The sequence below is a fragment of the Paenibacillus durus genome, assembly GCF_000756615.1.
GTDB lineage: Bacteria > Bacillota > Bacilli > Paenibacillales > Paenibacillaceae > Paenibacillus_AQ > Paenibacillus_AQ durus.
The window spans coordinates 4,191,845-4,212,653 of record NZ_CP009288.1 but is presented as its reverse complement, the minus strand read 5'-3'; the positions used below and the strand labels follow the sequence as shown (position 1 = coordinate 4,212,653).

At 49.1% G+C, this 20,809-nt stretch carries 29 protein-coding genes; 19 read left to right on the top strand and 10 right to left on the bottom strand.

Going from position 1 to position 20,809, the window contains the following annotated elements:
• The first annotated feature begins 145 nt into the window (after positions 1 to 145).
• The 3 genes from PDUR_RS18275 (at position 146) to PDUR_RS18265 (ending at position 2,792) form a co-directional block, all read left to right on the top strand.
• Positions 146 to 1,138 carry a cell wall-binding repeat-containing protein gene (locus PDUR_RS18275; RefSeq protein WP_081949581.1) on the top strand — a complete coding sequence of 331 codons (993 nt, stop codon included), beginning with the start codon at positions 146 to 148 and terminating at the stop codon, positions 1,136 to 1,138.
• A gap of 94 nt (positions 1,139 to 1,232) precedes the next feature.
• On the top strand, positions 1,233 to 1,508 hold the full coding sequence (locus tag PDUR_RS18270; protein ID WP_052410286.1) for a hypothetical protein: 276 nt from the start codon (positions 1,233 to 1,235) through the stop codon (positions 1,506 to 1,508).
• A 222-nt stretch (positions 1,509 to 1,730) separates the two neighbouring features.
• Positions 1,731 to 2,792 (top strand): sulfite oxidase, encoded by a 1,062-nt coding sequence (locus PDUR_RS18265; protein ID WP_233277393.1) that lies wholly within the window; start codon positions 1,731 to 1,733, stop codon positions 2,790 to 2,792.
• 58 nt (positions 2,793 to 2,850) lie between these two features.
• On the opposite strand, the gene PDUR_RS18260 is transcribed toward PDUR_RS18265, so the two are convergent.
• From PDUR_RS18260 to PDUR_RS30350, 9 genes are all read right to left on the bottom strand, one after another.
• Positions 2,851 to 3,054 (bottom strand): DUF1657 domain-containing protein, encoded by a 204-nt coding sequence (locus PDUR_RS18260; RefSeq protein WP_042207567.1) that lies wholly within the window; start codon positions 3,052 to 3,054, stop codon positions 2,851 to 2,853.
• Between the two features lie 12 nt (positions 3,055 to 3,066).
• Positions 3,067 to 3,267: a hypothetical protein gene (locus tag PDUR_RS18255; protein WP_042207566.1), complete on the bottom strand. Its 201-nt coding sequence runs from the start codon at positions 3,265 to 3,267 to the stop codon at positions 3,067 to 3,069.
• 32 nt (positions 3,268 to 3,299) lie between these two features.
• Positions 3,300 to 3,479, bottom strand: coding sequence for a hypothetical protein (locus tag PDUR_RS18250; protein ID WP_042207565.1), 180 nt, complete (start codon positions 3,477 to 3,479; stop codon positions 3,300 to 3,302).
• Between the two features lie 50 nt (positions 3,480 to 3,529).
• Positions 3,530 to 3,730: a ferritin family protein gene (locus tag PDUR_RS18245; protein ID WP_042207564.1), complete on the bottom strand. Its 201-nt coding sequence runs from the start codon at positions 3,728 to 3,730 to the stop codon at positions 3,530 to 3,532.
• A 15-nt stretch (positions 3,731 to 3,745) separates the two neighbouring features.
• Complete coding sequence (locus PDUR_RS18240; RefSeq protein ID WP_042207563.1) at positions 3,746 to 3,946, bottom strand: hypothetical protein; 201 nt, start codon at positions 3,944 to 3,946, stop codon at positions 3,746 to 3,748.
• A gap of 30 nt (positions 3,947 to 3,976) precedes the next feature.
• The gene (locus tag PDUR_RS18235; RefSeq protein ID WP_042207562.1) at positions 3,977 to 4,687 is read right to left on the bottom strand and encodes a DUF421 domain-containing protein; all 711 of its coding nucleotides are present in this window, start codon (positions 4,685 to 4,687) and stop codon (positions 3,977 to 3,979) included.
• Between the two features lie 11 nt (positions 4,688 to 4,698).
• Positions 4,699 to 5,205 (bottom strand): DUF4149 domain-containing protein, encoded by a 507-nt coding sequence (locus PDUR_RS18230; protein ID WP_042207561.1) that lies wholly within the window; start codon positions 5,203 to 5,205, stop codon positions 4,699 to 4,701.
• An 18-nt stretch (positions 5,206 to 5,223) separates the two neighbouring features.
• Positions 5,224 to 5,943, bottom strand: a complete 720-nt coding sequence (locus tag PDUR_RS18225; protein WP_042207560.1) for a YetF domain-containing protein — start codon at positions 5,941 to 5,943, stop codon at positions 5,224 to 5,226.
• 225 nt (positions 5,944 to 6,168) lie between these two features.
• On the bottom strand, positions 6,169 to 6,348 hold the full coding sequence (locus PDUR_RS30350; protein WP_407944238.1) for a four-helix bundle copper-binding protein: 180 nt from the start codon (positions 6,346 to 6,348) through the stop codon (positions 6,169 to 6,171).
• Between the two features lie 119 nt (positions 6,349 to 6,467).
• Here PDUR_RS30350 and PDUR_RS18220 point away from each other — a divergent pair, with 119 nt between their 5' ends.
• The 3 genes from PDUR_RS18220 to PDUR_RS30110 all read left to right on the top strand — a co-directional run bounded on the left by PDUR_RS18220 (position 6,468) and on the right by PDUR_RS30110 (position 8,602).
• Positions 6,468 to 6,710 carry an SHOCT domain-containing protein gene (locus PDUR_RS18220; protein ID WP_233277392.1) on the top strand — a complete coding sequence of 81 codons (243 nt, stop codon included), beginning with the start codon at positions 6,468 to 6,470 and terminating at the stop codon, positions 6,708 to 6,710.
• 89 nt (positions 6,711 to 6,799) lie between these two features.
• Positions 6,800 to 7,943 (top strand): IS3 family transposase gene (locus tag PDUR_RS18210; protein ID WP_218918414.1). Its coding sequence is split into 2 segments (ribosomal slippage): positions 6,800 to 7,074 and positions 7,073 to 7,943, totalling 1,146 coding nucleotides; the frame shifts between segments, so codons are not numbered across the junction.
• Between the two features lie 530 nt (positions 7,944 to 8,473).
• Complete coding sequence (locus PDUR_RS30110) at positions 8,474 to 8,602, top strand: hypothetical protein (protein WP_269079189.1); 129 nt, start codon at positions 8,474 to 8,476, stop codon at positions 8,600 to 8,602.
• Between the two features lie 608 nt (positions 8,603 to 9,210).
• Here PDUR_RS30110 and PDUR_RS18205 read toward each other — a convergent pair.
• Positions 9,211 to 9,483 (bottom strand): DUF6809 family protein, encoded by a 273-nt coding sequence (locus PDUR_RS18205; RefSeq protein ID WP_042207559.1) that lies wholly within the window; start codon positions 9,481 to 9,483, stop codon positions 9,211 to 9,213.
• A 390-nt stretch (positions 9,484 to 9,873) separates the two neighbouring features.
• Between PDUR_RS18205 and PDUR_RS18200 the strand changes: the two genes are divergently transcribed.
• From PDUR_RS18200 to hypD, 13 genes are all read left to right on the top strand, one after another.
• Positions 9,874 to 10,104, top strand: a complete 231-nt coding sequence (locus PDUR_RS18200; protein WP_042207558.1) for a helix-turn-helix domain-containing protein — start codon at positions 9,874 to 9,876, stop codon at positions 10,102 to 10,104.
• 456 nt (positions 10,105 to 10,560) lie between these two features.
• Entirely contained in the window at positions 10,561 to 11,448 is an 888-nt protein-coding gene (locus tag PDUR_RS18195; RefSeq protein WP_042207557.1) for a hydrogenase small subunit, read from the top strand.
• Positions 11,449 to 11,540: 92 nt separating this feature from the next.
• Positions 11,541 to 12,440, top strand: coding sequence for a hydrogenase small subunit (locus PDUR_RS18190; RefSeq protein ID WP_042207556.1), 900 nt, complete (start codon positions 11,541 to 11,543; stop codon positions 12,438 to 12,440).
• 16 nt (positions 12,441 to 12,456) lie between these two features.
• Positions 12,457 to 13,875 (top strand): nickel-dependent hydrogenase large subunit, encoded by a 1,419-nt coding sequence (locus tag PDUR_RS18185; RefSeq protein WP_042207555.1) that lies wholly within the window; start codon positions 12,457 to 12,459, stop codon positions 13,873 to 13,875.
• A 2-nt stretch (positions 13,876 to 13,877) separates the two neighbouring features.
• The gene (locus PDUR_RS18180; protein ID WP_042207554.1) at positions 13,878 to 14,354 is read left to right on the top strand and encodes a HyaD/HybD family hydrogenase maturation endopeptidase; all 477 of its coding nucleotides are present in this window, start codon (positions 13,878 to 13,880) and stop codon (positions 14,352 to 14,354) included.
• Complete coding sequence (locus PDUR_RS18175) at positions 14,347 to 14,688, top strand: hydrogenase maturation nickel metallochaperone HypA/HybF (protein ID WP_042207553.1); 342 nt, start codon at positions 14,347 to 14,349, stop codon at positions 14,686 to 14,688. The genes PDUR_RS18180 and PDUR_RS18175 overlap by 8 nt, the downstream gene beginning before the upstream one ends.
• A complete protein-coding gene (gene hypB, locus PDUR_RS18170; protein WP_042207552.1) occupies positions 14,689 to 15,351 on the top strand; it encodes a hydrogenase nickel incorporation protein HypB in 663 nt (220 codons plus the stop codon). It abuts the gene before it with no gap.
• 17 nt (positions 15,352 to 15,368) lie between these two features.
• Positions 15,369 to 15,617 (top strand): twin-arginine translocase TatA/TatE family subunit, encoded by a 249-nt coding sequence (locus tag PDUR_RS18165; protein ID WP_042207551.1) that lies wholly within the window; start codon positions 15,369 to 15,371, stop codon positions 15,615 to 15,617.
• A 21-nt stretch (positions 15,618 to 15,638) separates the two neighbouring features.
• The gene (gene tatC / locus PDUR_RS18160) at positions 15,639 to 16,388 is read left to right on the top strand and encodes a twin-arginine translocase subunit TatC (RefSeq protein ID WP_042207550.1); all 750 of its coding nucleotides are present in this window, start codon (positions 15,639 to 15,641) and stop codon (positions 16,386 to 16,388) included.
• A complete protein-coding gene (gene tatC / locus PDUR_RS18155) occupies positions 16,381 to 17,124 on the top strand; it encodes a twin-arginine translocase subunit TatC (RefSeq protein ID WP_042207549.1) in 744 nt (247 codons plus the stop codon). Before tatC (PDUR_RS18160) ends, tatC (PDUR_RS18155) begins: the two co-directional genes overlap by 8 nt.
• 30 nt (positions 17,125 to 17,154) lie before the next feature.
• Complete coding sequence (gene hypF, locus PDUR_RS18150) at positions 17,155 to 19,518, top strand: carbamoyltransferase HypF (RefSeq protein ID WP_042207548.1); 2,364 nt, start codon at positions 17,155 to 17,157, stop codon at positions 19,516 to 19,518.
• The gene (locus tag PDUR_RS18145; RefSeq protein WP_042207547.1) at positions 19,494 to 19,718 is read left to right on the top strand and encodes a HypC/HybG/HupF family hydrogenase formation chaperone; all 225 of its coding nucleotides are present in this window, start codon (positions 19,494 to 19,496) and stop codon (positions 19,716 to 19,718) included. The genes hypF and PDUR_RS18145 overlap by 25 nt, the downstream gene beginning before the upstream one ends.
• Complete coding sequence (hypD, locus tag PDUR_RS18140; protein ID WP_042207546.1) at positions 19,711 to 20,796, top strand: hydrogenase formation protein HypD; 1,086 nt, start codon at positions 19,711 to 19,713, stop codon at positions 20,794 to 20,796. The genes PDUR_RS18145 and hypD overlap by 8 nt, the downstream gene beginning before the upstream one ends.
• Positions 20,797 to 20,809 lie beyond the last annotated feature (13 nt).

Below are 20,809 nucleotides of genomic sequence, written 5' to 3'. Positions count from 1 at the left end.
GTGCGCCCATATTTGATTACTTTTGACTTGCCCATGGGAGGCTGTTAAAGTTTTGGAACCATGCCCATAAAAAAAGCATAGGCTATGGATGAGGTGAACCTAATGTTTAGCGGAAATACAGTGGATACTACACGAATTTGGGGAGATGATTAATTCTCTACAGATGGCATATCCCGGGTTTCCCAGGAGTACTGTTCCTTGGAGTCCCAATTCGCTTGTTATCGCTCCAGTTCATTCATTCCCATTTGCATTTACTGCGTCTTCACTTGTTCACCATCCGAATAACGCACCTGTAATTCTCGTTCCCGAGAGACTGACGGAGGAACTACGCAAAGAGATTATCCGACTGTCACCACCAGGAAAAGGTGTCCATGCACAAACATTGTTAATCGGACCGGTTAGTGAAATCGTTGAACAACAGCTTAAAGCGACAGGGTTGACTACTTTGCGCATTGGAAATGCAAACCCGTATGAAACTTCTGCAGCCGTATCAAAGTATCGTTTGACCTATCCGCCTATGTCAGAGCAAGGCAGGAAAAATGTATTTCTTTTGTCGGGAGAAGTATTTGCGGAAGGTATGGCTGCGGTGGGTTATGCGATGCATGAAGGGCTTCCCATCTTATTATCCAAGAGGATGGAGTTACCGTATGAAGTGGAGCGGTTTTTTATGGAACACCCTACCCTGAACGTCTATATATTCGGTTCAGAATCGGTTATTTCTCGAGAGGTGGAAACCCAAATCCGTACTAATATGAAGGGAAATGTCGTACGGATACCCGGGGCTTCTCCATATGAGATTTCTGTCAACTTTTCCCGTTTTTTTGATCCGCATACGGGGGTGGGATGGAATCGAGATCAACCGGGGAGGGGAGATGCGTTTTCAATCGTTCCGACGACTGACTGGCAGCTTGGCGTCATCTCCGGTTTATTTTCTCATCTCGGCAAGCATGCTCCTTTGCTTCTCATTGATCGGAATAAAATTCCTCAAGCGGTGCAGAATTATTTACGATATTTGAATCCCGCAAAGAAATCTACTCAGCCGCCCTATATGCACGCTTACGTATATGGGAACTTCGATTCAATCGGATATGAAACCCAAGTTCAAATTGAAGAAGAAATCATTTTACGGGAACACTAATGCATTCCGAGCATTAGATAAATTAAAAGCCGATTCCCTTCTGGAACAAGGATTATCGGCTTTTAATTGTGCCTAGTGGAAGGGCCGCAGGAAAGTGAGTCCGTCGGACCGCTCCAAGCGCCAAGTCAAAATCTCCAGATTTATGGATTCTTTGTTTGGAGGCGGCGGTGCGTTCAATTCACCTGCCTCAAACGCAGTCGGCGCTTTCAATCCGATCGCTGCCGGCGCGGATGGAGAGGGACAGCAAGATACTGGGTTCAGAGGGGGAGGCTTCTTCGGAATGTTAAGGCAAATGTGGCCGACCTTCAGCTTCGGACTCCAAATGATAAGAACGATTCTTACGGATACTAATAAGGAGGAGGTGACTTGAAATGGTAAAACGAAATGAAAACAAAGTGAAAAACGGAAGTGTCGCTCAGCATCAAAAGGAAACCAAGGAAGAGAAACGAGCAGGAGATGAAAATCGCGGTTGCGGTTGCGGGTGTTAAAGGAGGAGGCGCGAAATTTTTCGCGCCTTTGATCATGCACTATACATATCCATCATATAGATCTATGTAGATGAATGCCAAATATCGACCATAGGGTGGTAACATTGCGATTACCGGACATAAAGCCTTATCTTGTTACTCGAAGATTGATCCCGGAGAATCAAGAAGCTCCAATCCATTTTATTTCCGCGGCGATTACACCGGAACAGTACTTTTATAGAAGAAATCATTTTCCCTATCCAGTTATATCCGAGCAGTCGTTCTTGCTTTCAATAGGTGGAGAAGTGAAGAGACCTCTGACCTTCCATTATCAAGATTTACTCCGTATGCCGTCAAAAGAAATGACGGTTGTTTTAGAGTGCTCCGGAAACAACAGAGGACATTTTCGACCGAGAGTTTATGGTGAACAATGGGAAGGAGGAGCCATTAGCCAGGGCGTATGGAGAGGAGCCCCTTTAAGAGATTTGCTAAAGTTGACCGGATTGCATGCGGCCTCAAAGGAAATCGTGTTTGAGGGACACGATTACGGGAAACGTACCGATCTTGAAGGCGAGTTCATGTTTGCAAGAAGCCTACCTTTGGAGAAAGCCTTGCATCCGGATACGTTAATTGCTTATGCACTGAACGGGAAACCGATTCCATACAAGCAAGGTTATCCGCTTCGATTAATTGTTCCCCAGTGGTACGCGATGGCCTCCGTCAAATGGCTTCGAAGTATTACTGTCATTGAGACTCATTTTAACGGGCCTTACCAAGATATTGATTATGTATATTATCCGGCAAAAGACAGTGATGCGGGGAAAATGCCCGTTACGACGATCCATGTCAATTCCATCATTCAGCAGCCGTTAAACTGGAGTGTATTGACCACGGGGATGCATCAATTGTACGGAATAGCTTGGACGGGAACCGGATTCATTACAAATGTTGAAATTAGTATAGATGGTGGAGAACGATGGGAACAGGCCGCCATTCAAAAATACCCCGGAAATCCGTATAGTTGGACCTTTTGGAGCTATATATGGGCCGCCCCCAAAAAAGGGGAATACACGATCATGTCCAGGGCAACAGATTCGATCGGTTTTGTTCAACCGCCAGAAGCAAGATGGAACCGAAAGGGATACGGTTATAACGCCTATTCCACTGTGCATGTCAAGGTTGATTAAAAGAAATAAACAAAACAAGTGACACCGTGGGAAATCGGGTGCCACTTGTTTGTGCCCATTATTGCTTGTACTGGGGTTCCTGGCTTTGGACATATTGAAGCCGCGCATTCAGGGAGTCAACGATCGTTTTCTGCGATTGTGCCATGGATTGAAACATTTGTTTTGCATTTTGATCCTGAGTTTCCAATGCGAACGACTTCAGATTTGCCATAACCGATTCCGCACTTGCGACTGTTTGTTGCAATTTAGTTGATACCGTCATTTACGTCACCAGTCAAGCCATCGCGGGAGTTTGCAGTTCTTGCAGTGAATATTGGCACTCAACAAGACAAAGGTCGAGATGATGCGCCCCTTCATTCAACATCATCTTCACCATCGGATTCGTTTCCTGATTGGCCAAGCTGCGAAGTTGACCGGCAGTTTGTTGGCACTTCTGAATGCATTGCTGTATATCGTTAGCAGGATTAGCTGCCATATTCATACACCTCTCTATAAAGGAATTGGTTGTTACTGCGCATGCTCAGCGGCATGCTCGCATTGACGAATACACATTTCGATATGAACAGCCCCAAACGTCGTCATGTCTCTTATAGCAGCTTTAGGGATGGCATTTGTAGCTGTACGCAGCATATTGGCCGTGTTCGTGCAATCGGTGATGCATTGCTGAATTTCTTGTTTAGTCGCCAAGATTGTCACCTCCTTTTCGTCCTTGTTTAGAATTCCCAGTTGTGAAAAATTTATTGCAGGTTAGTCGGGTGTTTCAGAAATTCCTGAATTTGCTGCTGTATCTGGGTAACATGCTTCATATGTTCGTCCCGGAATTGGGTGAAGAGTTGTCTGGTCTCCGCATTCGTGATCTGCATCATGTATTTGTTGTACAGCATTTGATGTGCCATTTCGGTCTCCAGAATATCGTGCATTTTATCGAGTTTATTCATAGCTGATCCTCCAGGCTATACAATGCCAAATCCGCTCATTTTTTGCGTCAACATGTTTTGGCGGGTGCGTGCCGCCATCTCCATGCCCTGAAACAACTTCTGAATTTGAGGCTCCGTTATTTCTTGATGCAACTCGGCCAGCTTGTTAGCCAGTACCTGCTCATGAAAAAGCATGTCTTTAAACGCATTGTTCAAGATTTCCTGTTCTGAAAGCATGGTCATCCTCCTCGGTTCTCTTTTTCATGATTAATTTAAATTGTTTTGAACGCTTACATGGATATTGCCTGTCGATTCAAGTGTTGCCAATAACACTTGAGAAACAGAAAATCCTTTCTTGGCAATTTCCTTTTTCAGCCAGTGCTCCTTTAATCCCAGCGCATACAGATGCTGCCGTTCTACTTTGCCATCGTAGATGAGCACGGTCCCCATTCCAGTCGGTGTATCCGGAAGTTTCAACATACTTCTCGTTATCGGGGAGGATTCCGGGGTTTTGATTACACTAAGTTCTCCCATCGGTTCAAGCACGGCAGCAGCAACATCAGATAAGTTATGCACTTTTTTTAGGCGAAGCTGGGCCAATAAATCATCCATCGTTACTTGAGCCCTTTTTAAATTTTTCTGTAGAATCTGACCGTTTTGTACTAAGGGTACGGGGCTTGTGCCTACCCACGAAGGAAATCTATAGTCGATCATCGAAAGCAGCAGACTCAAGGAATAGGCCACAGCAATGATAACTAGCGCCGCGGTAAGTGAAGATTCCGGGTTGACCATTCGGGACGTCGCCACATGAGCCATACCCGCGTGTGTGATAAAATTGAATGCCGAAACAATTCCAACCTGCCGCGGACCCATCAATCGGGTCATAACGACAATGCTAAAGTAAAGAATCGTCACTCTTAAGAAAATCTCCAAGGGAGTTAACGACGGTCCGCCATTCCATAAAGTGTCCCAATTCATTGAATATCCCTCTAATCAAGCAGTTGAGATAAAATGACGCCGAAAATGACAATCGTAACGCCTATCCCCAAATGCCACCAGGACAGGGCTCCAGTTGTTTGTTCGAGCTTCTCCATCTCCAACTGATTTTCGTTTGTTTTTGGGGTGGAAGGCATAATCAATTGCTTCATCTTCGGTCCATACAGAAATACTTGCAGGAGAAATATAACGATCAGGGCAGCAACCAAAAGCAGCTTCAGGAGCAGCACAGCACCCGGTCCTGTTTGCAGCGTGTTAAACTGCTCCCTTTTATCGAAAACGATATAAATACCTGTCAGAACAACAATGATAAGGCTTGTCCAGGTGAGCGGAGCATAACTCTTCATCATTAAACCGCTTATGGCATGAAGCTTGTTATTTCCTAACGCTTTTTTCAGTGCGGGCATAACAGCGAACTGGCTGTAGATCATGCTGCCAATCCAGGTAATCACCGCTAAAATGTGCAGTCCGACTATAGAGCCGTGAATGATTTTTTCCATAACGACCAACCTCCGACATTAGCTGCTCTTTACTGAATAATACAATTTACCTTCGGGGCTGATGGTCGCCAAATAAACATCCTTGAAATGCATCACCCCATATTTGAATAATTGATTTTCTAACCATTCTTCCGTCAGATTTAAGGACATTAGATTTTCGCGCACCACTTTGCCGCGATTGATAAGAATGGTCGGCAATCCCCCTGGTGGAACGGGAATTTGGAATTCGGTTGAATTAGGCGGTAAATGTTCGTTTTTTTTCACAACGCTCAAATGTCCGCTGGTTTCCAAAATGACTTGTTCGACTTGTACTAAATCAGATGCATCAGCAAGCCTCATCTCGGACAGCAGCAAGTCATTGTTGAAGAATGAGCGGCGCATATTTTGCTCGTTTATGATCCCTTTTTCAACCAAAATAACCGGTTTTCTCGTCATGAATCTGGACCAAGATCGGCTTCTTACGGCTAACCATGAAATGAAAAAATGCCAAAAATATAAGGTGGACGTTGCGATGACTGTAGTGGTGAACAAAATTTTCCCATCAAGCAGCGGTGCGACAGCCAAAGCGCCCAGCATCCATAAAAAGACGAAGTCGAAAGCGGTGAATTGCCCAGCAGCCCTTTTCATGAGGAATTTGCTCATCAAATAAATGAGGACTATGGAAACGACCGCCCTGACTGCAAAGCCTGTATTGGACAGATGCTCTGTCGATTTAAATAATTCAAGTAACTGATTCATTTTGTTTTCACACTCTCAGCGATATTTTCGATTGATAAAAAGGGGTGCAAGGCCCCCTTCTTGCTACGCAGACATTTTCCGGCATTCATCGGCACACTTGCAGCATTCATCCGCGCACAATTTACAGTGCTCGTCCTTGAATTTGTCGCACTCTGCTTCGCATGCGTCGCAAATAGTAGCGCCGATGGAGCAGATTTGTTTGACATACATACTGTTTCTTGCCACTCATTGCGAAGCTAAAGCGCAAATATCGGCGCAATCATGCAGCAGTTGCATGCAATGAACCCTTGCTTGTACGTCAGGCTCTTTTAAACAAGCGGTCAAGCATTCTTCGCATGCTTGCATACAACGATTGCAAGCATCAATACAAGTTTGATTCACATTCTGGGCTTGAACAATAGACATTCCTTTTTCCTTCTTGTTTTGATATTCGTTCTGTAGTTTTTGCCTTACACGCCATTCCTATTCATACATTGGTGAACATATGGAAAAACTACTGTAAACAAAGGAGGGATCTTGTCTCAATGGATTGGATGATGGGCGGTACTTATATGATGGGGATGTGTTTGATGATGCTGATCGGTATTATCGTGATCATTGCAGTAACCGGATATACCGTATATATCGTGGTCAGGCAATTGATCAAGAAATGCAAGGTGGAAGATACACCGTTACGGCTGTTGAATGAACGGTACGTCCAAGGAGAAATCAATGAGGAAGAATACAACCAAAAGTATAGTTTCTTGACGAATCGCTCCAGGTCTTGAGAGAAGAAAATATGGAAAATGAAGGGCGGTATTATACCGTTGTATAATGCTACATAGAATCTAGACAGCAAAAAAGGAGATTCTTAGTTGTGCCAACATCAAGACGAACATTCACGCCGGAAGAAAAAGCACGAATTGTACTGGAGATTCTAAGAGAAGAAAAGTCCATTTCGCAGCTGGCTTCGGAAGAAGGAATCCATCCCAATGTGTTAAATCGCTGGAAGAATGAAGCGACTCAAAATCTGGCTCAGCTCTTTGTAGACGACCGGAAAGGGATCACGAAGATGAAAAAAGAATACGAGCAGCAGATCGAAGACCTCTACGCCGAAGTGGGTAAACTGACCACCCAATTGTCGTGGCTCAAAAAAAAATCTGGCCGATAATCTCAGCCGTGCCGAACGGTTGCTCCTCGTCGAGTATGGGAACGCTGAACTTTCCATTCAAACGCAGGCGGACTTGCTCAGCCTGAATCGTTCCAGCCTGTATTACAAGCCGGTCCCTCCCTCCCCGGAGGAAATTCGCCTCAAGCACCGGATTGACGAGCTTTACACCCGCCATTCGTTTATGGGTTACCGGACGATTGCGGCCATCATGAACCGGGAAGGGGATGCTATTCATCCCAACACCGTACGGCGGTATATGCGGGAAATGGGGATCATGGCGATCTTCCCCGGTCCTAACCTGAGTAAGCGAGACCTACAGCACCGGATCTACCCGTACCTGCTGCGTAAGCTGCCGATTACAGCGCCGGATCAGGTCTGGAGTGTCGATATTACCTATATCCGCATGAAACAGGGCTGGATGTATCTGTATGCCGTCATGGACTGGTATTCGCGCTTCATTGTGGACTGGCAACTGGATCAAAGTCTGGAAATTGACTTTGTCCTGGAAACCATGAAACGCGCCTTGGCCCGTCGTGTTCCGTCCATCGTGAACAGCGACCAGGGCAGCCACTTCACCAGTCCCAAGTACATTGATCTGCTCAAGGAAAAGGAGATTCGGATCAGCATGGACGGGAAGGGCCGAGCGACAGACAATATTGTCATTGAGCGCTTTTGGCGCAGCCTAAAGTACAACGAAATTTACATCAACGAGTATGGCAGTCCAAGAGAGACCCGGCAGGGTGTAGGAGGATATATCCATTTGCATAATCACTACCTGCCTCATCAGTCCCTGCAAAACCATACGCCGGCTGCTGTGTATAACCAGGAGGTCATGCTTTCATCCACATAGGAATAAGGTGAAGGGAACTTTGTTCCCCTCCCGCGCCTTCGCTTGGGCCTTGTCCTCCACCTACAACAGCTCTACTTTTCACTTTGCACTTTTTTTCACACCTTAAATATATTCAAATCTCTGTCTTGACATCTTGTAGCACCATATTGGGGGGTATATGTAGAATGAGTGAGGGGGGTAGAGCGGCACGATGTCGGACCAGCAATAAGGTGAGGAACTGATGTTAGAACTCTTACTAAAGAGAGAAAACACTACTCCAACTTTTTTCGGAGATTTTGAAACCGAATATTATTTTTGAAGATACCAAATCCATTTGAACTATAAGGGAGTAAAATAACAAATAAGTTTTTGATGTATCTTGTATGAATCCTTTACGGCCTATTTAATGCAAAATGCATGAAGATAGGCCTTTTTTGACGATTAGAGATTATGACGCGGTAGAATATTGCTTAACTGATGCCCGATTCCGTAACTGCTTGATTTGAAACTTTCGATTTTAAAAGTATCGGAATGACGAGTGGATCGTGAACATGACCGACTCTGAGGGCGGCGTCCGCATGTGGCAGTATGACGAGCTGAGCCGGGTGAGCAAAATCGTGGAGGCCGATCTGACGGGGACGTTCTTACTTGTGACGGATGTCATCGGATCAGCGAAGTGAAGAATCCGCAGGCCACGGTAACGAAACTTTTCTACGACGAGCAAGACAACCTGATTTAGGTGACATCGCCAGTTTACATTCTGAGAAGTTTGCAATTTTTTGTTAAAATTAGGAGTGAACACAATATCTTAAAGTGTATTGGACTATTTGAGCAGTACCGGTACGTGGCATCAATTTTCGCCTCGAATCCAATGAGACGAGGTCCACATCATTCATCCCGCCCTAGTAATGTTCTTACTTGGCAGTATTGACTATTTCTCTATAAGCAGACATCAGGCATCCACTATAGCGACGACAAAAAGTGCCTTTAACCCGCATGGTTAAAGGATTTATGCTCGAGCTTTCCGTGGTGTAGAAAAGGGGCTAAGGGGACTACTTCAAGACTTAAAATCCTGCAGTAGGCGAATACCGTACCGGCTCGATCCCGGTCCTCGGCATCTAATCTATAGGTATTTGGAAATGATCGCATGGCCCCGTTATTAAGTGGGTGTCTGTGCGATTTTTTTCGTGTCTAAAACATTCAGGCATTTGCTCATGGCATTAGCCGAAGTGGGATTATATTCCTATAATGGCGGAGCATCAGGAAAGGCACTCAGTTTGCGAGCAAGCTAGTCCTTTCTGGTTAATACCTCAACCATGATTCCTGCTCCAAGCCGGAAGCCGTATGTAAAAGAAGAGGCCAGTTCCATTCCATGGGTCTGAGCGTATAAGTCCAGCAGAGCCTCAAGCTCCTCAAACTCCTCCTCGGAATGCCGCTTTTTCCAAGCCTCAATCGCCTCGGATGTCTTTCGGCTGATCTGCCGATAATCCGGGTCGCTGGAGATCACTTTTTCATCGGGACACAGGTTGCCGTGATACAATTCCTCCAAAAGGCTTCTCATTCCATCCATCCTATCTGTAAAAGTATATAATATAGCGCTTTAACCTTGCCAAAGCTAATGAAGTTTAAAAAGAATCCAAGTTCAATTTAGAAGCGCTGTCCCCAGTGGGGCCTTCTCTTGATAAGCTGTTGACAGATTACCGCGTAAGCGACGTTCAATTATCAGATAAATCCTATCTAAAATGTCAATGAAAGCTCAGCTTTCACGCAGTTCTATTCGCAAAATGACAATTTGCTATTCCTGACTTTATCTTGTCCCTGAAGCACTGAGATGGCACAGGTATCTTTTTTCTTGAATAGATAATACCATACAAATTTCATTTTGTAGAGTATACTACGTGGATTATTCTTGGCATACAACGGAATAATGAATCAAAAAGAGGTATTTTCCTTGAAATCAGAACAAATATTTGGACAAGTTTTAAGGACAATTCGTAAAAAGCAGAAAATGAGTCAGGAGAACTTGGCCTTTCGAAGCAATCTTGATCGGACATACATATCTATGTTGGAGCGTGGCATTCATCAACCAACATTAAATTCTTTGCTTGCAATCGCCAGTGCTTTAAGCATGAAGGCTTCAGAGTTGGTGGAACTCGTTGAAAATGAGATTGAAAAAGAATGAGCGACCATTATAATTATTTCAAAATGACTGTGCGAAAACGCATGGTCATTTTATTTTGAGTAAGTGTTGATAAAAAAACGCTGGATACCACCCGAGCGCAAGGGAGAAATGAAAGACAAATTGAACAGTTGCCAAGGCAGATACGTTGTTGACAGTCTACCGCTTCTTTTGGAGCGGTTTTTCTTTTGCTGATAACCTTCGCAATTTCACCCCATTAAGTATTAACTTGTAAGCGATTTCCATGTACTGTACCTTAGCTTCCACACCAACACTCTGCCGAGATCACCGCGATTGGCTAGGAAAATAGTCTGATTTTAGGGAAATTTATCCAAAAAGTTCTCAGTTTGTTCATTGATCTTTGTTTCTCTGCCCCTTTATAATCTGTGTGGATTTTGCCATAAAAAGAAAGTGGTTCCATGGATAAGAGACTCCCAATCGACGAAAAGGAGAGATTTGATGAGAATCAACAGAAGGGATTTTCTCAAGTGGTCGGTGGCGGCAGTGGCAGCGCTGAAATTGGAAATGGATATGGACAAGCTGAACACGGTGATGGCAGCGGACACGGACCCGCCGGTGATTTGGCTGCTGGGATCGGGTTGTTCGGGCTGCAGCATATCCACTCTGAACGTGACGAACCCGACCACCATCGAAGATGTGCTTCAGAACAAAATCAGTATGAAGTATGATAGCACGCTCATGGCGGCCTCAGGTGAAAGTGCAATGCAGGCGCTTGAAAATGCGGCGAACCAGTATAACGGACAATTCATTCTTGTAATCGAGGGTGCTATTCCGGGGGGAGCCTCCAAGAACTACTGTATTATCGGTGAGCAGAACGGGGTTCCGCTTACCATGTATGATGCTGTACTCAAATATGGACCGAAAGCGAAATACGTCGTATCGGCAGGCACCTGCGCCTCCTTCGGCGGTGTGGCAGCCGCAGCCCCCAACAGCACAGGATGCGTAACCGTTAAATCACTGCTGAGCGGCCAAACCGCGAACCCGGTCGTCAATTTGGCGGGATGTCCTGTGAATGCGACGGTAATGGTGCAGACACTGCTTGATTTAATTTTGACTGGTGTACCTTCTCTCGACAATAACGGCCGCCCGAGTAAATATTTCGGCACAAGCATACATAGTGTGTGTCCGAGAAGAGGACAAACCCAGGTCTCCCAGCCTGGAATTTATGGCTGCTATAAGAGTGTCGGCTGTAAAGGTCCCTTTAACCAATCGCCATGCCCGTCGCTCAAGTGGAACAACCAACAAGGCTGGTGCATCCAATCGGACTACCCGTGCATCGGTTGCACAGCACCTGCATTCCCGCTAAATCCACTCATCAACGCTTAAGCGGCGACTAAGAATGGGTGAATGATCGAAAGGTCCCCTTTAAAGTGGTTCCATGGATAGGAGACTCCCATTCCGCGAAGAGGAGAGATTTGATGAGAATCAACAGGAGAGATTTTCTCAAGTGGTCGGTGGCGGCTGTGGCAGCGCTGAAGTTGGAAATGGATATGGACAAGCTTAACACGGTTATGGCAGCGGACACGGACCCGCCGGTGATTTGGCTGCTGGGGTCGGGATGTTCGGGCTGCAGCATATCCACGCTGAACGTGACGAACCCGACCACCATCGAAGATGTGCTTCAGAACAAAATCAGTATGAAGTATGATAGCACGCTTATGGCTGGCGCAGGTGAAAATGCGATGCAGGCGCTTGAAAATGCGGCGAACCAGTATAACGGGCAATTCATTCTCGTGATCGAGGGCGCTATTCCAGGAGGAGCTTCTAAAAACAACTGTATTATCGGCGAGCAGAACGGGGTTCCGCTTACCATGTATGATGCTGTGCTCAAATATGGACCGAAAGCGAAATACGTCGTGGCGGCAGGTACCTGCGCCTCCTTCGGCGGTGTGGCGGCCGCAGCCCCCAACAGCACAGGGTGCGTAACCGTTAAATCGCTGCTGAGCGGCAAAACTGCGAAACCGGTCGTCAATTTGGCGGGGTGTCCCGTGAATGCGACGGTAATGGTGCAGACGCTGCTTGATTTAATCTTGACTGGTGTACCTTCTCTCGACAGTTACAGCCGCCCGAGTAAATATTTCAGCACAACCGTACACAGTGTTTGTCCAAGAAGAGAAACAGAAGAAGTGTCCCAGCCCGGAATTTACGGCTGTTATGAGGAAATCGGCTGCAAAGGCCCTGGAAACCTATCGCCATGCCCGTCGCTAAAGTGGAATAACCGACAAGGTTGGTGCGTCCAATCGAATTATCCTTGTATCGGTTGTACATCTCCCGCATTCCCGCTAAATCCTGTCATTTCCGTCTCAAGCCACGATTAAGAAAGGGTGAATGATAATGAGTACAATTAAACTGGATCCAGTAACTCGTCTGGAAGGACATTTGAAGGTCGAAGTCACGCTGGACGCAAATAATGCGGTTGCTTCCGCCACCGTCGCCGGAATGCTGTTCCGGGATTTTGAGAACATGCTGCTGAGTCGGCCTCCAAGAGATGCTGCTTTCCTGACTCAGCGGATTTGCGGGGTATGCCCGGTACCGCAGGCCGTTGCTTCCTCCAAGGCGGTTGAGAAGATAACGGGCTTTAAACCCAATCTCCAGGGGCTGATGCTGCGGAATCTGATTCAAGGGGCGAATTTCCTGGACAGCGGAATCACGCATTTTTACCATTTATCGTTACTAGACTATATTCAAGGTCCGCAAATGAGCCCGTGGACGGGAGGCTACACGCAGGATCTAAGGTTCAGTGCCGCCGATACCCAAACGCTGACGAATCACTATCTTTCGGCGCTGCAAATCCGCAGGAAGGCTAACGAAATGGCGGCCATCTTCAGCGGTAAGCTTCCCCATGCCGCGAATATTGTTCCGGGCGGTGTAACGGCCCTGCCATCGGCAACGGAAATCACCAACTTCAGAAACTATTTGAACGATATACAGTCCTTCATTTCCAGTACTTATCAATCGGACGTCAACATGCTGGCTTCGGCTTACAGCGATTACTACAACGTGGGGACAGGGTACGGCAACCTGATCACCTTCGGTGTGTTTGACACAAATACTTCCGGAGGCTTGTTATTCCCTGCCGGTACGGTCACAGGCGGAACCGTCGGCACATTCAACGAAGCGAACATTAAGGAATACAATAAATATTCGTATTACTCCTCTCCAAGCGGACAAGCTCCGGCAAGCGGCACCACGACAGCGAGCTACGGAAAGAGCGGAGCTTACACCTGGTTGAAATCTCCCCGGTACAACAATACGCCATTCGAAGCGGGACCGCTGGCCAGAGTGTGGGTAAGCGGCGACTACCGCAATGGCGTATCCGTTATGGACCGGCATATGGCGCGCTACGTAGAAATGGCCAAGCTCGTAAGCAATATGCAAACGTGGCTGGATCAATTGACGCCAGGGGCCAGCGGATTTACGAATATCGGCGATCCGGCATCGGGCAGCGCCTCCGGATTAACGGAAGCTCCCCGGGGCGCGATCGGCCATTGGTTATCGGTATCGAGCTCCAAAATTTCCAAATACCAAATCATTACCCCAACCTGCTGGAACGCCTCTCCGATGGACGACTCCGGCAACCCGGGCCCTGTTGAAAAAGCACTGATTGGCACCCAGGTGGCAGACCCGGCGCAGCCTGTGGAACTGCTCCGCATTGTGCATTCCTTTGACCCCTGCACCGGTTGTTCTGTGCATGTCATGTCCCCAGACGGCGTGGAAATGTCCAAATTTGTCGTGCAGCCTCTTGGCAAATAACGATGAAGGACACCGCGGTCATTGGAATCGGCAACATACTCCTGAAGGATGACGGCATCGGCGTCCATACGATCCGCGAGTTGGAGAAAGAAGACCTCCCGTCCACGGTTGAACTGGTGGATGGGGGGACTTCCACCCTTGCCATGCTGAGCTATTTTCTGGAGTGCCGGAAAATTATCGTTATCGATGCGCTCAAGGCCGGCTTGGAGCCCGGAACGATTTACCGGATCAGGCCGGAGGATCTTGCGAGCTACGAGAAGGGGAATTTATCCATTCACGATGTTCAAATTTTAGATGTGGTCCAAATGGCCCGCATGCTCGGCGCCGCTCCGGACGTGACCATATTCGGCATTGAACCGCTGGAGATCGGTTATGAACTCGAAATGTCGGATCTCATGAGGAACAAGATTCCTGAGATTATCGGGCTTCTCAAGCAAGAATTGGGCTTCGCAAGTCAGGAGGAGACGAGCTTTGCATGAAGCGGCTATTGTAGAAAGCGCCTTGGAATTAATCCTCGCGAAAGCTGAAGAGCACCATTTGACCAAAATTAGGCGCATCACGGCCAAGGTAGGAGAACTGTCGGGGGCCCTGCCGGAAGCCATGCAATTCGTTTTTCTGAACGCATCGCAGGGGACGATTGCTGAAGGGTCCGATTTTATCATCGAACAAGTGGAAGCAACAGCCTCATGCGGGAGCTGTGACATTACGTTTCCCATCCGTTTTTACCATCCCGTGTGCCCTTCATGCGGCGGGCTGGACAATCAGGTGCTTACAGGTTATGAGCTGTATATCGATACGATGGAGGGTGATTAAATGAGCAGCATTAAAGTCGTTACCAACATCCTGAAGGTGAATGACGAGCTGACGCGGGAGAACAAGAAGCTGATGAACCAGAAGGGGCTGTATGTCATCAATTTAATGAGCTCCCCGGGGTCCGGCAAAACTTCCATTCTGGAGAAAGTGATCGCGAGGCTTAAGAATGAAGTGAAGATTGCGGTGATTGAGGGTGACCTCTATACGACTAAGGATGCCGAAAGAATCGAGGCCCACGGCGTGCAGGTCGTGCAAATCAACACCGAGGGCGGGTGTCACCTGGACGGGCAGATGATCCGGAACGCCTTAAGCCATTTGAACTTGGAAGAGACGAACCTGCTGATTATCGAGAATGTCGGCAACCTGATTTGTCCCGCATCCTTCGAGCTGGGGGAGGATCTGATCATCACCGTATTAAGTACGACGGAAGGAAACGACAAGCCGCAGAAATATCCGCGCATGTTCGAAAAGTCCGGCATTGTCATTTTGAATAAAGTCGATTTGGTGCCTTATACGAACTTTAACAAGGATGAATTCCACAAGGATATACAGGAAATTAATCCGAAAGCAAATATTATTGAAACTTCCTGCGTAACCGGCCAGGGAATTGATGAGCTGTGCTCCTGGTTGAAGGAAAAGATCTCGATCTCGAATCCAGTATAAAAAAAGGAGTGTTACCTATGCCTCATATTGGTTTTGGCGAACTTATTGTTATTTTGGTCATCGCGTTAATTGTGTTCGGTCCCGGCAAGCTTCCCTCGGTGGGCGGAGCCATCGGGAAAGCCTTCTCTGAATTCCGGAAAGCGTCCAAAGAGTTGACCGGCGAGGCTGCCGTTTCAACTGCCACTAACGAGCCTGTTCCGATTCAAGCTGCCTCTGTTCCGGTTCAAGCAGCCGTTACTCAAGAAACCAATGAAGTCAAGTCATAATCGTCTCATCGGTGAATGTTGATGTGGGAGAGCGAAAATATCGTTAAGGCCGTTCGCTGGCTGGGCAAATTCCGCGCCCGCATCATCGCCGGAGTGTTGATTGTCATCGCCTTGGCGGCGGCCGTATATGCGGTGTCGGACCCGCTTCTGAAGCTGTTATGCCGGCCGCTGCAGGATCAGCCGCTGTTCTATATGACGCCTGTAGACGGAGTGATGACGAAGCTGAAGGTGGCGATGTTCGGAGGAATTGTCGCTTCTTTTCCCGTTCTGGCCTGCCTGATCGTGTCCATGTTCGCCCCCCTGCTGGGACGCGGCATTCGTCTCAAAATTTATTTTTTGGCCATTCCGATCGCTGTCGTTCTGTTTGCGGGGGGGATCGCATTTGCCTACGAGTTTATTTTGCCGAACACCGTCGACTTTCTGATCAAGAGCGGACAAGGAGTTCTGAAGCCGATGATTTCCGGGAATGCTTATGTATCGTTTATGGCATTCTTTTTGATCTCGGTGGCCCTGGTTTTTGAACTGCCGATCGTGATGGTCGCGCTGTCGAGAATTGGCCTGATTCATTCCAAGATGCTGATGAGAAAACGGAAATTCGCGATACTGGGAATTGCGATCCTACTGGCGATTTTGTCTCCAACCCCCGATGCGTTCTCGCTCTTGGCGGAATCGATACCGGTGGCGGCGCTGTACGAAATCAGCATTTGGACGATTTACCTTCTGGAGAGAAAGGGCATGCCAGGGATGAAGCGTGTGACTACCCATGATTAATCAAAACCGTGTACGGCAAGATACGGATCAACCGGTGCTCGAGCATTTGGCGGAGCTGCGCAGAAGGTTAATTGTGACAGTGGTTTCCATCATTGTTCTGACCGCCGTCATTTACACGAAAGCGTTCCTGATTGTGGAGATTTTAAAAAGATCCGTTGGGAACGAGGGGCTGGATCTGGCGTTTTTTTCGTTAACCGGAGCTTTTGTCCTGAGGGTCAAGCTGTCTTTTATTGCGTCCCTTGTCGCGCTGTCCCCGCTCATCGCTTACCAGCTGTTTGCTTTTATCGGTCCCGGTCTGACCGCCAAGGAACGAAAAGTGCTGCTTTCGGCGGTGGTTTATATGGTTCCCAGTTTCGTTTTGGGCGTCGTGCTCAGTTATGCGGCGGTCGTTCCTTCCGTTTTGCGCGTCCTTCTCACATACGGAAATTCTTATATGAAGGCGGCCTTGTCGGGCGAGGAATACATCAGCTTCATTGCGATGCTGTGCGTCGTTTTCGGTCTTGTCTTCATGCTTCCTTTTCCGCTCATCGCGCTTGGGAAGCTGGGGCTCCTGCGTTCCTCCTGGATGAAAAAAGCGAGGTTCACCATTGTGTTCTCCGTATTGATCGGGGAAGGCTTGCTCGTGGCTGACATCACCTCGGTGATCCTGCTGGCCGTACCTTTGATTCTTATTTACGAAATCAGCCTAAGAGTCGTCATACGGATGGAGAAACGCAGGGAGGCGGCGTCACAATAACATCTAGGAATGGAATGAGGGCGAGAAGCTATGTTGAGTGAGGTCATCCGGGTGGAGGTCCAGGTGAAGGGCATTGTGCAGGGAGTGGGATTCCGCCCTTTTGTCTACCGGCTTGCGCATCAGCATGATCTGAGAGGATGGGTCACGAACGACGCAAGCGGCGTCAGACTGGAGGCGGAGGGCCGCAGGCCGGACATTGATACTTTCTTGGCTTCATTACGAACGTCCGCCCCGCCGCTCTCGCATATCGAGGAACTGACCTGGGTGCTGCACTCCCCAATCGGATACACGGAATTCAGCATAAAAGAGAGCGTTGGCGCTACCTCTCACGAGGTGAACCTCTCGCCGGATATCTACGTGTGTGAAGATTGTCTTGCGGAGTTGAAGGACCCCGGTAACCGGAGGTTCCGCTATCCGTACATCAACTGCACCAACTGCGGGCCCCGGTTTACTATTACGGTTCAGGTTCCATACGACAGGAAGCATACGACGATCCGGGATTTCGAGCTGTGCGAGGATTGTAAGAAGGAATACCATGATCCATCGAATCGGCGGTTTCATGCCCAGCCGGTGTCATGTCCAAAGTGCGGACCAAAGGTATATCTGCTGGATGCTTCCGGCAAAAGAGTAGATACCGCTGATCCGGTCGCGTGTGCCGCCGAACGGTTGAAGTCGGGCGCCATTCTAGCGGTCAAGGGCCTTGGCGGCTATCACCTCGCTTGCGACGCGGCGCAGGAGTCGGCGGTACGGGAGCTGCGGGCGCGTAAGCGCAGGGACGGCAAACCGTTCGCCGTTATGGCGGATTCGCTGGAGACGGTGCTCCGCATTTGCGCCGTTACGGAGAAGGAACGGGAGCTTCTAACGAGCCCCCGGCGGCCGATCGTCCTGCTTCCGTTGAAGACAGAGGCATTGAAGTTTCTTCCGGCGGCGGATTCCCTTTCACCCGACAACAACATGCTGGGTGTGATGCTGCCGTATACGCCGCTGCAGCATCTGTTGTTTCAGGACGGAATGGAGCTTATGGTCATGACGAGCGGCAACCGTTCCGGTGAGCCTATTGTGTACCGCGACGAAGAGGCTGTACCCGCTCTTCAAGGAATCGCCGACTATTACCTGGCTGGGAAACTGCCAATTCATATGCGGACGGACGATACGGTAACCAGTGTGTTTCGGGAACGGGAGTACATCATCCGCCGATCACGCGGGTATGTTCCTTTTCCAATTGACTTGTCCGCTGTCGTTCAATCGGCGGAAGGAAAGCCGCACAAGTCCGGCAATCCTCCCATTTTGGCTTTGGGGGGAGAACTCAAGAATACGTTTTGTTTGGTCAAAGACCGCAAAGCCTTTGTCAGCCATCATATCGGCGATCTGGATAACCTGGAAACACTGGATTCCCTGATCGGCGGAGCAGAGCATTTTCAAAATATATTCGCAGCCGAACCCGGGGCTTTAGCCTTCGATATGCACCCTGGATACCGGTCCTCTCAATATGCGTCCGAACAAAAGAATATCGTCAAGATTCCCGTTCAGCATCATCACGCGCATATCGCTTCCTGTATGGCGGAGAACGGCGTTTCCGGTCCGGTGATTGGAGTTGCCTTCGACGGCACGGGACTGGGCGAAGACGGGCATATCTGGGGCGGTGAATTTTTCGCCGGGGATTACAGTGGATTTGAGCGTATGGCCCGCTTCGGGTATGTCCCGCTCCCCGGAGGGGATGCGGCTGTCAAGGAGCCTTGGCGGATGGCCTTGAGCTATATTCTGAATGACGAAGCTGCTGAGCTGCCGGCCGAGTTGCTGAAGACAATCGAGCCGTACAAAAGGGACATTGTCACACGCCAAATTCTGCAGCGCATCAACACGCCGCTTACGAGCAGCGTCGGCAGGCTGTTTGACGCCGTGTCGTCTCTAACCGGGGTATGCCATTATGCCGAATATGAAGGTCAGGCGGCCATCCGTTTGGAAAGCGCGGCTGACCGGGAGACGGCACGGATCTATCCTTACGAAGTGAAGACTGTGCAAGGCATGCTTGAGATCGGCACTGCGCCTCTGATCCGGGAATTGGTTCGCGAAATTCGCGACGGCATGAGCATTTCCGGAATTTCCGGAGCGTTTCACCGGACACTGGCTGCCATTGTAGCGGATATCTGCGGACGGATTCGATCCAAGCGGGGTCTGAATGAGGTGGCGCTCAGCGGCGGTGTGTTTCAAAACCGCTTGCTGCTCGCCCTTACGGTCGACGAATTGGAACGCAGCGGGTTTCGCGTATTGCTTCACAGCAAGGTGCCCGCTAATGATGGGGGGCTCTCACTGGGTCAGGCGGCGATCGCGCTGGGCAAATATCTTACACGGGAAGGGATGCGAGAAGCATGTGTTTGGCAATACCCGGAGTAGTAGAAAGCGTAAGCGGCGACAGGGCGGTGATCGATATTACCGGTATCCGGAGGGAAGTGTCCATTGCCCTGGTTGACCAGGTGAACGTTGGAGATTACCTGCTCGTTCATGCGGGCTGTGCGATTGCGATCATCGATAAGCAGGAAGCGATGGAGACGCTGGAGCTGCTTAATCAGCTGGCGGGGAATATCCATGCTTAGTGAACTGGAACCATTCAGAAATGAAACGTTGGCGGAAGGCCTGGTGAAGGCCATCCAGCGCTATGACGGCAGGCCCGTTTCAATTATGGAGGTGTGCGGCACCCATACGATGGCGATCTCCCGTTATGGAATTCGGGAGCTGCTGCCGCCGAACGTCAGGCTCATTTCGGGACCGGGCTGTCCGGTCTGTGTAACCCCGAGCTTTTACCTGAAATCAGCTTTGGAGCTCTGCAGGAGAGAGGATACCATCGTGGCTACTTTCGGTGACATGATGCGGATTCCGTATAAGGGCGTCAGCCTGCTGACCGAGAAGGCGCTGGGCAGAGATATCCGTATGGTCTATTCCCCGCTGGACAGTCTGGATATCGCCCGACAGCACCCGGACAAGACCGTCATCTTTCTGTCCGTTGGGTTTGAGACGACGGTTCCCGTTACGGCAATCGCGGTTCTGGAGGCCGCACAGCAGGGGCTTGACAATTTCATGATCCTGTCAGCGAATAAAACGATTCCGGCGGCGATGCACCTGCTGTCTTCGGACCCTGAAGTCGCCGTTGACGGGTTCCTGTATCCCGGCCATGTCAGCGCGGTGATCGGCTCTGGCCTTTACGAGGAACTGGCCAAGGCGTATGGGATTCCGGGAGCCGTCACCGGGTTCGACCCGGCGGATATTTTGGGCTCGATCCTCTACGTGCTGGAGCAAATCCGGGACAAGAAGGCCACCGTCGCCAACTTGTATTCCATGGTTGTTCAACCGGGTGGCAATCCGATTGCCCGGGGAAAAATCGATGAGGTATTCGAGCCTTCAAATGCCGTCTGGCGGGGACTCGGACAGATCCCGGGCTCAGGCCTTCGGCTTCGTGAGAAATACAGAGCCTTTGATGCATGGGGCCTGATAAACGGCTCCGTGGAGGAACGGGACGAGGAAGCGCGCGGCTGCCGCTGCGGCGATATTTTGAAAGGAAAATGCCTCCCATCCGATTGCAAGCTGTTTGGAAAAGCATGCACGCCCGAAACCCCGGTCGGTTCCTGTATGGTGTCGAGCGAAGGGACCTGTGCGGCATATTACCGATATCAATAGCGGGAGGAAGTCC

Bases quoted from the DNA above. Each gene is read 5' to 3' on its own strand.
- PDUR_RS18190 (WP_042207556.1), top strand. From the start codon at position 11,541: ATGAGAATCAACAGGAGAGATTTTCTCAAGTGGTCGGTGGCGGCTGTG.
- PDUR_RS18230 (WP_042207561.1), bottom strand. From the start codon at position 5,205: ATGGAAAAAATCATTCACGGCTCTATAGTCGGACTGCACATTTTAGCG.
- PDUR_RS18165 (WP_042207551.1), top strand. From the start codon at position 15,369: ATGCCTCATATTGGTTTTGGCGAACTTATTGTTATTTTGGTCATCGCG.
- tatC (WP_042207549.1), top strand. From the start codon at position 16,381: ATGATTAATCAAAACCGTGTACGGCAAGATACGGATCAACCGGTGCTC.
- PDUR_RS18220 (WP_233277392.1), top strand. From the start codon at position 6,468: ATGGATTGGATGATGGGCGGTACTTATATGATGGGGATGTGTTTGATG.
- PDUR_RS18235 (WP_042207562.1), bottom strand. From the start codon at position 4,687: ATGAATTGGGACACTTTATGGAATGGCGGACCGTCGTTAACTCCCTTG.
- PDUR_RS18245 (WP_042207564.1), bottom strand. From the start codon at position 3,730: ATGAATAAACTCGATAAAATGCACGATATTCTGGAGACCGAAATGGCA.
- tatC (WP_042207550.1), top strand. From the start codon at position 15,639: ATGTGGGAGAGCGAAAATATCGTTAAGGCCGTTCGCTGGCTGGGCAAA.
- PDUR_RS18275 (WP_081949581.1), top strand. From the start codon at position 146: ATGATTAATTCTCTACAGATGGCATATCCCGGGTTTCCCAGGAGTACT.
- PDUR_RS18195 (WP_042207557.1), top strand. From the start codon at position 10,561: ATGAGAATCAACAGAAGGGATTTTCTCAAGTGGTCGGTGGCGGCAGTG.
- PDUR_RS18225 (WP_042207560.1), bottom strand. From the start codon at position 5,943: ATGAATCAGTTACTTGAATTATTTAAATCGACAGAGCATCTGTCCAAT.
- PDUR_RS18240 (WP_042207563.1), bottom strand. From the start codon at position 3,946: ATGCTTTCAGAACAGGAAATCTTGAACAATGCGTTTAAAGACATGCTT.
- PDUR_RS30350 (WP_407944238.1), bottom strand. From the start codon at position 6,348: ATGTCTATTGTTCAAGCCCAGAATGTGAATCAAACTTGTATTGATGCT.
- PDUR_RS30110 (WP_269079189.1), top strand. From the start codon at position 8,474: ATGACCGACTCTGAGGGCGGCGTCCGCATGTGGCAGTATGACGAGCTG.
- hypB (WP_042207552.1), top strand. From the start codon at position 14,689: ATGAGCAGCATTAAAGTCGTTACCAACATCCTGAAGGTGAATGACGAG.
- PDUR_RS18205 (WP_042207559.1), bottom strand. From the start codon at position 9,483: ATGAGAAGCCTTTTGGAGGAATTGTATCACGGCAACCTGTGTCCCGAT.
- hypF (WP_042207548.1), top strand. From the start codon at position 17,155: ATGTTGAGTGAGGTCATCCGGGTGGAGGTCCAGGTGAAGGGCATTGTG.
- PDUR_RS18185 (WP_042207555.1), top strand. From the start codon at position 12,457: ATGAGTACAATTAAACTGGATCCAGTAACTCGTCTGGAAGGACATTTG.
- PDUR_RS18145 (WP_042207547.1), top strand. From the start codon at position 19,494: ATGTGTTTGGCAATACCCGGAGTAGTAGAAAGCGTAAGCGGCGACAGG.
- PDUR_RS18180 (WP_042207554.1), top strand. From the start codon at position 13,878: ATGAAGGACACCGCGGTCATTGGAATCGGCAACATACTCCTGAAGGAT.
- PDUR_RS18255 (WP_042207566.1), bottom strand. From the start codon at position 3,267: ATGGCAGCTAATCCTGCTAACGATATACAGCAATGCATTCAGAAGTGC.
- PDUR_RS18260 (WP_042207567.1), bottom strand. From the start codon at position 3,054: ATGACGGTATCAACTAAATTGCAACAAACAGTCGCAAGTGCGGAATCG.
- hypD (WP_042207546.1), top strand. From the start codon at position 19,711: ATGCTTAGTGAACTGGAACCATTCAGAAATGAAACGTTGGCGGAAGGC.